The 1,370-nt window shown below is 30.7% G+C and carries 2 protein-coding genes; both read left to right on the plus strand.

What is annotated here, in order from left to right; translation table 11 throughout:
- Positions 1–503: hypothetical protein (locus JQM81_RS13470; protein ID WP_235234329.1), on the plus strand; the 503-nt coding region annotated here is incomplete at its 5' end.
- 119 nt (positions 504–622) lie between these two features.
- A partial coding sequence (locus JQM81_RS13690; RefSeq protein WP_235234330.1) for a hypothetical protein occupies positions 623–1,370 on the plus strand: 748 nt, incomplete at its 3' end.

Consider the following 1,370-nt stretch of genomic DNA (forward strand, 5'->3'; position numbering starts at 1 on the left):
ATAATAATGAATATGTGCCATTAGAATTAAACGTCGGTGAAGAAATATCGCAGATATTTGTTTGTGATAAAGAGAGTTTGGATGGATTTGCAATCAAATTGACAGAAAAAAGTGGTGTAGAAGGCAGTGAGTTAGGACTTTCTTATGAATTATGGGAAAGTGAACAAGCAAAATGTGTTTTGCAAGGAAGTCAAGATATATCAGAAGTGAAAAGTGGGAAATTTTTTGAAATAAATTTTGATAAGTTGGGTAATTGTAAAGGAAAAACATATATATTTAAGCTTACTGTGAACGGAAAAAATGAGCAAGATGGAATAGTTGTTTATTATGCACCAGAAATAGAAAAAGAAACTGAACTAAAATATGATACAAAAAATGTAGACGGGACTTTGGTATTGCGAACGATTACTCACGGATTTGATGTTGAAACTTTTGTTGTGACAATCTGTTTTTTGGCGTATATTGTGTTTTTTATGAAATGGTTATATAAATTGTTCTCATAAAAAGGTTTAACTCCTTTCTATACTTGTGGTAAAATGTTTTTATCAACAAGTTAGATAGGAGTTTTTATAATAATAGACATGTGTAGTTAATTTGTGAGTAAAAATAGGTGGGAAAGATTGTGGAAAATAGTAAATTGATTCTTAAAACAGGCAAATTAGAAAAAACAGAAGGAATAGGATTTGAGGGGAATAAGTGGGTTTTTAATAATAGTGATCCACAGATATATGTGGAATTTCAACATGAGATTCAAGAAATTCAAATTTTATGTGATTTGGGTAACGCTGATTTTGAAGAGGCAAATGCGACGTTATATTTTAGAAAAGCTGGAGAAGGATATTGTGAAGAAAATACTTGCAAAATTCCTTTTTTGCCTCAGAAGAAAATAGTAAGAGAAATTCACTTTGAAGTACCGATAAAGGGAATTAGATTTGATCCAGTCGATTTTCAAGGAAAATGTTTTGTGAAGAAAATTTCGATAGAAGTTTTAGATGAAAAAGGAGGTTTTGAAAAGTATTTAGAAGAAAAAATTGGATCAAGTTTGGCACGAGAAAAAGTAATTGTTATAACCCATGATCTTTCAATGTCAGGAGCCCCTATATTGGCATATCACATTGCAAATGGATTAAAAGATAGAGGAAAAGATGTTGTTGTTTTGGCTGGTCATGCGGGGAATGGCTATTTAGAAAAAAAATATGATGATAAGAATATCCCGGTTATTAATGTTGGAGACGCAAATAAACGTGAATATGATTATATTTCGGTATCGAATACAGTACAGTCTTTAGAGGAGATAAAATACAAAGAAAAGATAGTTGCTTTTTTAAAGAAAAAGGGCTTTACAGTTGCTATTGCCAATTCTATTATAT

Source organism: Faecalicatena contorta (assembly GCF_021531895.1).
GTDB lineage: Bacteria > Bacillota > Clostridia > Lachnospirales > Lachnospiraceae > JAFBIX01.